The 8,054-nt window shown below is 44.0% G+C and carries 10 protein-coding genes; 4 read left to right on the forward strand and 6 right to left on the reverse strand.

Features of this window, described 5'->3' with window-relative positions; genetic code table 11:
• Positions 1–48 precede the first annotated feature (48 nt).
• Entirely contained in the window at positions 49–684 is a 636-nt protein-coding gene (locus tag GNF10_RS33210; RefSeq protein WP_185587996.1) for a hypothetical protein, read from the reverse strand.
• A 4-nt stretch (positions 685–688) separates the two neighbouring features.
• On the reverse strand, positions 689–1,042 hold the full coding sequence (locus GNF10_RS33215) for a PadR family transcriptional regulator (protein ID WP_221644690.1): 354 nt from the start codon (positions 1,040–1,042) through the stop codon (positions 689–691).
• Positions 1,043–2,335: 1,293 nt separating this feature from the next.
• Here GNF10_RS33215 and GNF10_RS33220 point away from each other — a divergent pair.
• Positions 2,336–3,229, forward strand: a complete 894-nt coding sequence (locus GNF10_RS33220) for a hypothetical protein (RefSeq protein ID WP_185582246.1) — start codon at positions 2,336–2,338, stop codon at positions 3,227–3,229.
• A gap of 132 nt (positions 3,230–3,361) precedes the next feature.
• On the opposite strand, the gene GNF10_RS33225 is transcribed toward GNF10_RS33220, so the two are convergent.
• Entirely contained in the window at positions 3,362–3,628 is a 267-nt protein-coding gene (locus GNF10_RS33225) for a hypothetical protein (protein WP_069071933.1), read from the reverse strand.
• Between the two features lie 187 nt (positions 3,629–3,815).
• Positions 3,816–4,028: a hypothetical protein gene (locus GNF10_RS33230; RefSeq protein WP_185607376.1), complete on the reverse strand. Its 213-nt coding sequence runs from the start codon at positions 4,026–4,028 to the stop codon at positions 3,816–3,818.
• 9 nt (positions 4,029–4,037) lie between these two features.
• Here GNF10_RS33230 and mobV point away from each other — a divergent pair, with 9 nt between their 5' ends.
• The gene (mobV, locus tag GNF10_RS33235; RefSeq protein WP_185607377.1) at positions 4,038–5,846 is read left to right on the forward strand and encodes a MobV family relaxase; all 1,809 of its coding nucleotides are present in this window, start codon (positions 4,038–4,040) and stop codon (positions 5,844–5,846) included.
• 55 nt (positions 5,847–5,901) lie between these two features.
• On the opposite strand, the gene GNF10_RS33240 is transcribed toward mobV, so the two are convergent.
• On the reverse strand, positions 5,902–6,519 hold the full coding sequence (locus tag GNF10_RS33240) for a TetR/AcrR family transcriptional regulator (protein WP_185582244.1): 618 nt from the start codon (positions 6,517–6,519) through the stop codon (positions 5,902–5,904).
• A gap of 106 nt (positions 6,520–6,625) precedes the next feature.
• Between GNF10_RS33240 and GNF10_RS33245 the strand changes: the two genes are divergently transcribed.
• Both GNF10_RS33245 and GNF10_RS33250 read left to right on the forward strand, forming a co-directional pair.
• A complete protein-coding gene (locus GNF10_RS33245) occupies positions 6,626–6,838 on the forward strand; it encodes a hypothetical protein (RefSeq protein ID WP_185582243.1) in 213 nt (70 codons plus the stop codon).
• Positions 6,839–6,856: 18 nt separating this feature from the next.
• Positions 6,857–7,309, forward strand: coding sequence for a nuclear transport factor 2 family protein (locus GNF10_RS33250; RefSeq protein WP_185582242.1), 453 nt, complete (start codon positions 6,857–6,859; stop codon positions 7,307–7,309).
• 361 nt (positions 7,310–7,670) lie between these two features.
• Here the strand turns inward: GNF10_RS33250 and GNF10_RS33255 are convergent, their stop codons facing one another.
• A complete protein-coding gene (locus GNF10_RS33255) occupies positions 7,671–7,841 on the reverse strand; it encodes a hypothetical protein (RefSeq protein WP_185582241.1) in 171 nt (56 codons plus the stop codon).
• Positions 7,842–8,054: the final 213 nt, after the last annotated feature.

Genomic DNA, 8,054 nt, shown 5'->3' on the forward strand with positions numbered 1-8,054 from the left:
CCTTGCTCATCAGTTAAAGGTTATTTAAATTTATTCATGATCTAAAAGTTAGTCATCGATTTTGTTATGTCCTCTACTTTTAGGTAGCCAGAGATTTTCAACATTGATTTGAATGTGAAACGCCCACAGTAGCTCCAGAACAGTCCAGAGCATAATCTTTCTGATAACCCAGATAGAGCGCTTCTCAAACTTTATCTGTTGATGGAAGGCTTCTAGCTCAACAATGTATTCTTCGGGAAGAACAATAATTAGTTGACCCGTAAAAGGCAGAGAAATTTGATTTCGTCTCAATAACAACAGCAGCATTAGGATGAAGCAGAGTGCTGATATTCCTAGAAGTATAAGTTGCTGTTGAAGCGCCTGCGCCTCCACTTGCGCCACCACTTGCGCCGCCTGCGCCTGCGCCCGCGCCGCCTGCGCCCGCTCCGCCCACCTCGGCACCGCCTGCTCCACTATCGCTACTACCTGCGCCGAGGTGGGCACCGCCACCACCCGCGCCACCTCCGCCTGCTCCACCAGCGCTGCTTCCCGCGACTGCACCTGCGCCTGGTCGTTCGCCAGCTTCTGACTGTACACTGTTGGTATTTTTACAACAAGAAACCCTAGTGCAGTAGATGCAAACAGACCTATAATCAACCGCTCACACCAAATCCGTTTTAGTTTCTGTTCAGTATTCTTATCCACTACCTCAAATACCCCCCAGTGCTGTTGATCCTTGAGCCTGCATCGCTAACTGTGCGCGGTATGTTTGCCACTCGTTAAGTACATTTGCACCTAAACCAGTGACTTTGTAGTATTTTCGTCTTGCCCCCCCAGTCTCCTCCTGCTCATCACCCCATCGCCATTGAATCAGTCCCTTCTTCTCCAACCGATTTAACGCAGGGTATAGACTGCCAAAGCTCAAAGGAGTAGGTCTTGAGGGGTTGAGTCTATTGAGTATGTCTAGACCATATCGTTCTCTGGCTAGCAAGACGGTGAGAATGTCTCCCTCCAGAGCGGACAAATTCAGTATGTCCTCAGATTGTTTCTTGTTGTCTTTCATATCTCCAATAACCAGGAGTAGTATTCATCTCATAGTACTATATAAAGTATAAGTCTATATATTTAAATAAAACATATTAAAATTCTATGGTCGAAGCCGGAGGCAATCCTGTCCTGTCCATGCCCCGGCACGTTGCACCTATGAAAAACTGGGTTTCGGGCTGTTACCGATCGCAATGATACTTCAAGAAGTTGTAGGTGCGGAGGGTCTGAAAACGATCAGATATCAGTCATGTCCGTATTTAATAGATTGCGATCATCGATTCAGGCGATCACAGTGGGTAAAATTCCCGATTCGGGAAAAAATTCACAAGAGATTTTGTACAACCACTCGATAGCGCTGCTCAATTAAAGATGCGAACCCTGTTCCAAATGAATAGCCATTCGCTTCTAAATCTTCGAGCTTTTAGGCTAATTCAATGCGGCGATCGCTTGGCTATCGTAGTTGATCACAAACAAATTGAACGTTGAGCATTCAGCTTGAAACAGAACCAAGACTCAACATTAAAAAACAAAATCCACAAAAAAAATTTACCCCTGTTTTTGACCCTTTTTTTGTCTATCTAATTGATAATTACTCTCAAAATGAACCGCCCAAACCGTGATTATTGACACATTTATCAAGAAATATTACAGTTTTGGGACTAGTTTATTGATTTGACTAAATTCGTGCGTTTGAGATAAAACCTCGAAAAAACATCCATTTTCCCAATCCTCACCAACCACATTCAACATCTCCCAATATCTAGACAATATCTCCCAATTCTCCAATTTTTTCTTACCTTTTTACCCCTTAAAAATCATCCATTCACAAAATTCTCATTAGCTCAAAAATTCCCAATAAAGAAGAACAGTTCCCAAGACTTATAAGAAGTTTCCCATTATTTCCCAATAATTGGTCAATTATCGTGAAATTCGCTTAAAAGCTTTTAAGCTCTGTAATCCATCTTTTTTTGACGCACAGTACGCCATATTTGGCGGAAAGTTTTTGAGAGTCAAAATTGAAAAGCAGAAGCATAAGCAACAGCCATCAAAAAAGACTACTTGTAAACTACACAATCACGACAAGAGCCAGCGATGAATTCACCCCTCTTTTCACAAACGTATTACGGGGGGGGGGAAGAGGGGTGTTTGAGGAAATGTCCAAGGCAATTGAAGAAATTGAGCCGAAATTGCCGGCTTACTTACACAGTCAGCGAGAATATTAAAAAGAATGGAAGAGTGCTGTTTCTCGAAACAGTTGGCAATGTTAGGACTGCGGCTCTCACAGGTGTTTAACTAGTACGATTTAACAATGAATAGATTAACCCTAGCCAAACTCAAAAAAATTGCAGCAGATAAAGGTTACGAAGTTCGATTTGATAAGGGCCGCTACAAGGTTTTTGAAAAGATTGCTGATTTCGATTCTTTGTCCGATGCCGAAGAGTTTCTAGCGCAAAAAACACCGCCAACACCCGAACCGCCAACACCACCCCAACCACCAACACCACAGTATGACCTTACTGTTATATGGCAGCGTGTTTTGGAAAATATTCCTCAAGCCTCCATCAAGGCATTAGTAGGACAAATGTGTTTTTTACGTGATTATGATGGGGAATCTGCATTAATACAGTGCAAATCGTCTTGGTACGACAAAATAACAACAAAATTACCGACACTCAGCGAAGCTTTTAAGAGTGCATTTGGTACAACCGTCGCTGTATCACTGTCAAAGATTCCTACTGCACCAACGCCATCCCAAACACCAACACCATCCCAAATACCAGCACCGCCACCGCCACCTATACCACCACCACCAACGCCATCCCAAATACCACCGCCACCTAGACCACCCATACCACCCGGCACAACCCAGATATTATTCCTCAGTTCTGGAAAATACAAAATTAGGGTACTTGATGAAATTATTAACCAAGGCTACCCTTCTTTGGATGGTCAAAAATACCTGGATGTGCTGAAAACGGTACAAATAGCGAAAATACTTGATTTTTATCAATTATCACAAGGCATGAAGTTATCTATAGCTATCCCTTTTAATTCATGCCAATCTTGGTTTTTGAATTTTGAGGTTATCAGCTTGGCTATTCAATCGCTGAAGAATAGTAATTACTTATTTGTTATTTTGCAACCAATATCACGCATAACATCAGCAGATCACTATTTGGGTATCCACACATACGAGCAGTGAGGCGCAAGTGTGCTTTGAACTTGCCCCCACAATTAAAGCCACAATTAAGAAGCCATTTTTCTGATCAATAAACCCCAGGCTTATTGATCAGAAATAATACAGACTTGTTGCAAACGTACTTCAAAGAATCGCTCAATCAAGTAATTGCTTGAGCAAGTGAATCTGTAATTCCAACTGTGAGATAGAGTAAATCACAGCAGTCTTGAGAGTGTCGCTGTCAGCGCCAATGCGCTTTATGACAAAAGGCCCCCAACACATTCTCAAAGTACTCAAAACAATTTTAGTCAAACCTCTGCCCGACATTTTACGCTCACGCTCTCGTAAAAATTGCAGTAACTGGCCATCGCTACTGTCGTGACTACGCTTAATCGAAAGCACTTCTAAATTAGGTTGCTCCATGTCCTGTATTCCTATCGAATTAGAGGGGTTTATGAGTAAGCCATCGTGTTGATTGATACCAGATTTTAATGACTGTCAAAATGCGCCGTAAACCACCCCTAGTACCCCTCTAATGTACCAAATGACAGTCGTTTGACAGTCATTACCCGAAACCCCAATGACTGTCAAACGACAGTCGTTATGTACCCTAAAGGTGCTTTTGGGCGTATTTTGACAGTAGGCAGTAAGCGCGATTTCTCCCCCAAAAGTGGATTTCAGGGTTTTGTATAAGTGATACCATACTCACTATGGTTTCATGCCCTGCGGGTGGCTGCGCCATCTCTCGCTGCGCTCGTGACATGAAACCGCCGTTCGCCCGAAGGGGTTTTTGAGTACTACACTCACACTGCATTTGTAGCATAATTTTTTTATGTCGCCACTAACAATTCTCAGGATTGAGAAACTAAAAACATTCGGCAACGTTGCCGGAAGTGATGACCATGTTACCAGGAATAGAGAAACACCCAACGCAGATCCAACCAAAGAGAATGTCCGGTTGATTGGGGGAGAAGACTCACGCGCCTTGGAGGAGATAGTTAAAGAAAAAATCTCTACGCTCAAGCATCGCCCTCGGCATGATGCGGTGTTATGCACCGAAATGTTTCTCTCAGCATCGCCTGAATATTTCCGTCCAAAAGATCCATCCCTTTCTGGGCAGTGGTCTGATTCACTGATGCAGCAATGGGCTATCGCATCCCGTGACTGGCTAGCTCAAAACTATGGTGAAAAGTGCGTCAGGGCAGAGCTTCACCTAGATGAAAGTACCCCACACATTCACGCCTACATCGTGCCATTGAATGAAAAAACCGGGAGAGTCAGTCATGATGCGATGTTTGGCGGTAGAGGTGGACAAGGAAGAATCAAGTTATCCAAACTCCAAGATAGTTATGCTGCTGCACTCGCTCCTTTGGGGATTGAACGAGGGGTTAAGGGCAGCAAAGCAACCCACACCAAAGTAAAGGAATATTACCAAGCGGTTAACAGTGAACCACTCACCGCAGTCATTACAAATAACCAATTAGCGCCAACGCCTTTTGAATCAGCTAGTAGTTATGTAACCAGGATTCAGTCAGATGAGCAGTTCCAAGCGATTAACCACCAACTGGCTGACCGCGCTTTCATGCAGGAGCGATTGGAGAGGGCAGAGCAACGGGCTAGGGCCAGCGAGAAGGAAAGACAACGGCTAGAAGAAATTGTGCGAGCGCTGGAATTGAAAACCCAACAACTGCGCGACTTGCCCCTTGTTGATGTGGCTTGGGAGTTGGGGCTACACCACGAGGAAGGAAAATGGAAGGGTCACGGACACATCATTAATATAGATGGGCCCAAATTCTACGACTTTGCCCCCGATCAACAAAAGGGTGGCGGTGGTGCAATTGATTTGGTGATGCACGTTAACCAGTGCAATCTGCGGCAGGCAGTTGTCTGGTTACATGAGCGATTTGGTGAGTCGGGGGCAGAACGAGCAGCGATCGCAAAAACTAAAACAGTGGCTGCTGAAATTATCCAGTTAGAACCACGACCCAAATTCACGCTACCCGTTGAGGATAAAGCCAAGTGGACAGCAGTTCACAACTACCTCACCCAGAAACGGGGGATACCTGAAAATTTTGTGGAACTTCTGCATAAGAGGGGGCTAGTTTACGCTGATGATCAGCAAAACGCTGTGTTCGTCATGCGGAATCTATTAGAAGAACCCCAGGCAATAGGAGCATTCCTGCGGGGGACACGGGGCGAGAACAACACGTTTAAGGGCTACGAGAAAGGAACAGTTAGGCGTGAGGGCTGGTTTCACTTCCGCTTAGGCGGACAGCCAACTTCACCTGTAGAGAAAGTGGTGCTTTTGAAATCGCCCATCGATGCCGTGTCTTTTGCCATGCTGGAATATCAACTTAGAGGCGACGTGCCACCCAATAGAACTTTGTATATGGCGGTAGATAATCCCAAAAGCTTACCAGTAGAGCAATTGCAGCATATTCCTAATTTACAAGTGGCTTTTGACTCGGACGATTCTGGTAATGCAGCTGCACGAGTTGTTAAGGAACTACTGCCACAGTCCAAGCGGCTCAAGTGCAAGGCTGACGATTGGAACCAGCAGCTACTTGATTATGGGCAGCAGTTAAGGCAACAGCAGCAACAGCAACGCCAGCAGGAGCAGGATGATGAATTGAGTCTTTAAATGGGTAGTGTGGAGGTAGCTACATCACCGATAATCTTTTTTATATAAGTAAGTACTAAGTTTCGGTTTTAGCTAGTCCTTCAACTAATATCTGGGTAACGAAGACAGCGAGGTGATGAGTGGATTGAGTGGCACAGAAGGGAATTTGACCATCTATCCACAGCTTTGCCCAACCATGTACTAACGCCCAAGCTGTCAAGGCTAATTGTTCAGAATCATCTGCCCGAATCACCCCTGCCTGCTGTCCCCGTGCAATCGCACCAACAAGAACCATGAAGACAAGTCTTGCAGCATATTCCAACTCAGGATTTTGTTGAGCAGAAGATGAGCGATAAGCACCAAACATCAAATCATAGTGCGAAGGATGTTCAAGGGCGAATGTTATATAGGCAACCCCACTATCCTGTATTTGCTGCACAGGATCAGCAGATGAGTTTTGAATTGCCTCTTCCAATTTGTGATGCAACATTTGAAATCCATCTTTTGCTACAGCGGCCAACAGAGACTCTTTATCCGCAAAGTGCCGATAGGGAGCTGCATGAGAGACACCGACTCGACGCGCCACCTCTCGTAGAGAAACCCCTTCAACATTCTTCTCGGAAATAAGTTCTAAAGCAGCAGCAATAAGGGCTTGGCGCAAATCTCCATGATGATAAGGTTCTCGTTCTGACATCAGTTGTGATCAGGCATATACAGGATGCCTAAATTTTAGCTCAAGTATGTTGACAGTGGAAACATAAGGCGGTAGATTAATGTTGTCAGCGTAAACATATAAAACTATGAAAGAACGAAATCTCCTCCGATGGATTCATCTCATCAGTTCTGTGGCAATTGGAACCTTTGTTTATTCTCCTTGGCGGAATCAAGCTGAGTTTCTCCTATCTATGCGGATATTGATTATTCCAGTCTTGACTCTGACTGGACTGTGGATGTGGAAAGGACATCAAATAAAACAACTTCTGAGTTCATCTCAGCACAAAACGAAAGCTTAGTTGGAAGGAGCCATTCGTATGTACACCTACTTTGTTCGTCAGTTTGTCAAGAGAACCTTTGAGTATTTGAACCACGGTAATTATGAATCAGTTCTTCAAGGTGTTTCTCCTTCAATTACTCATACCTTTAGCGGCACTCATGCCCTGGGTGGGACTCGTCATAGTGTTGAGGCAATGCGGCAGTGGTTTAAGCGTCTTTATCTTTTGTCACCCAAATTAGAATTTGAGATTAAAAACATTGTTGTTAGCGGGTTTCCTTGGGACACAACAATTGCTGTGGAGTGGGTTGATACCGCCATGCCAGCAGATGGTGAGGAGTATGTCAATGAGGGAGTTCACATAATCAAGATGCAGTGGGGCAAAGCTGTATACATCCATGCTTACCTGGATACACAATTAGTTGAAGCTTTATTGAAGCGTTTATCAGCTTACGGCATAGCGGAAGCTTCTGCACCTCCAATCGAAGACTAACGGGGTAGTCAATTATTACAGAAACATCAAAAATACTAGCAGCACAGCCGGAATTACTGATGTTTGAAAGGTAGCCCTTTGGTCGCCGAAACACTACTCTATCACTGAGATTGCGATCGCCAATCTTGCCTCCTGCCATTAGATTACCAATCTCTTCCTTCTTGTAGATCGGGCGATTGCACCTGCTCTCTTTGATGCCCCTCTGCTGCCACATCCAACCGATAGCGTTGCTTTTTCAGAAATCATCCAAGCCTTGTTTGCTTGCCTTGAAGAGAGTGAACTGTACAGTCCATTTTGTAGTATTAACGTATTTATTTAGTAGTTCTTTTTGTTCCAAGTGGTTTAAAATTCATTGAAATCATCAATTTTTTTCAAAAAAACTTTCCGCCAAATATGGCGTACTGTGCGTCAAAATCCCAATTTTTTCAGACCACAAATTCAACACAGAACTGACATAGAACTGCCAAAATGAAATGCTTTCCTCTGGCTCAAATTCCACAGATTTACCATCAATCAGCCGTAGAAATGCCACAGAATTACCATAAAAATGACAGTTTTACACCATGCCGTTTTATTACTAAAATTCTTCACTACGTAGGACTGAGGAGCGATAGGAAAGATGAGGTGTGCCTGTAGAATCCGCGAATGCTGTACGCTACAAACTCAAGATACAGCACTTCCGGCTGTTATGAGGTACAGTAGCAGCAATTAGCAAACCAGTTTCTTAAATGTTGAGGATTTATTA

Source organism: Nostoc sp. UCD121, from assembly GCF_014222285.1.
Classification (GTDB): Bacteria; Cyanobacteriota; Cyanobacteriia; order Cyanobacteriales; family Nostocaceae; genus Nostoc.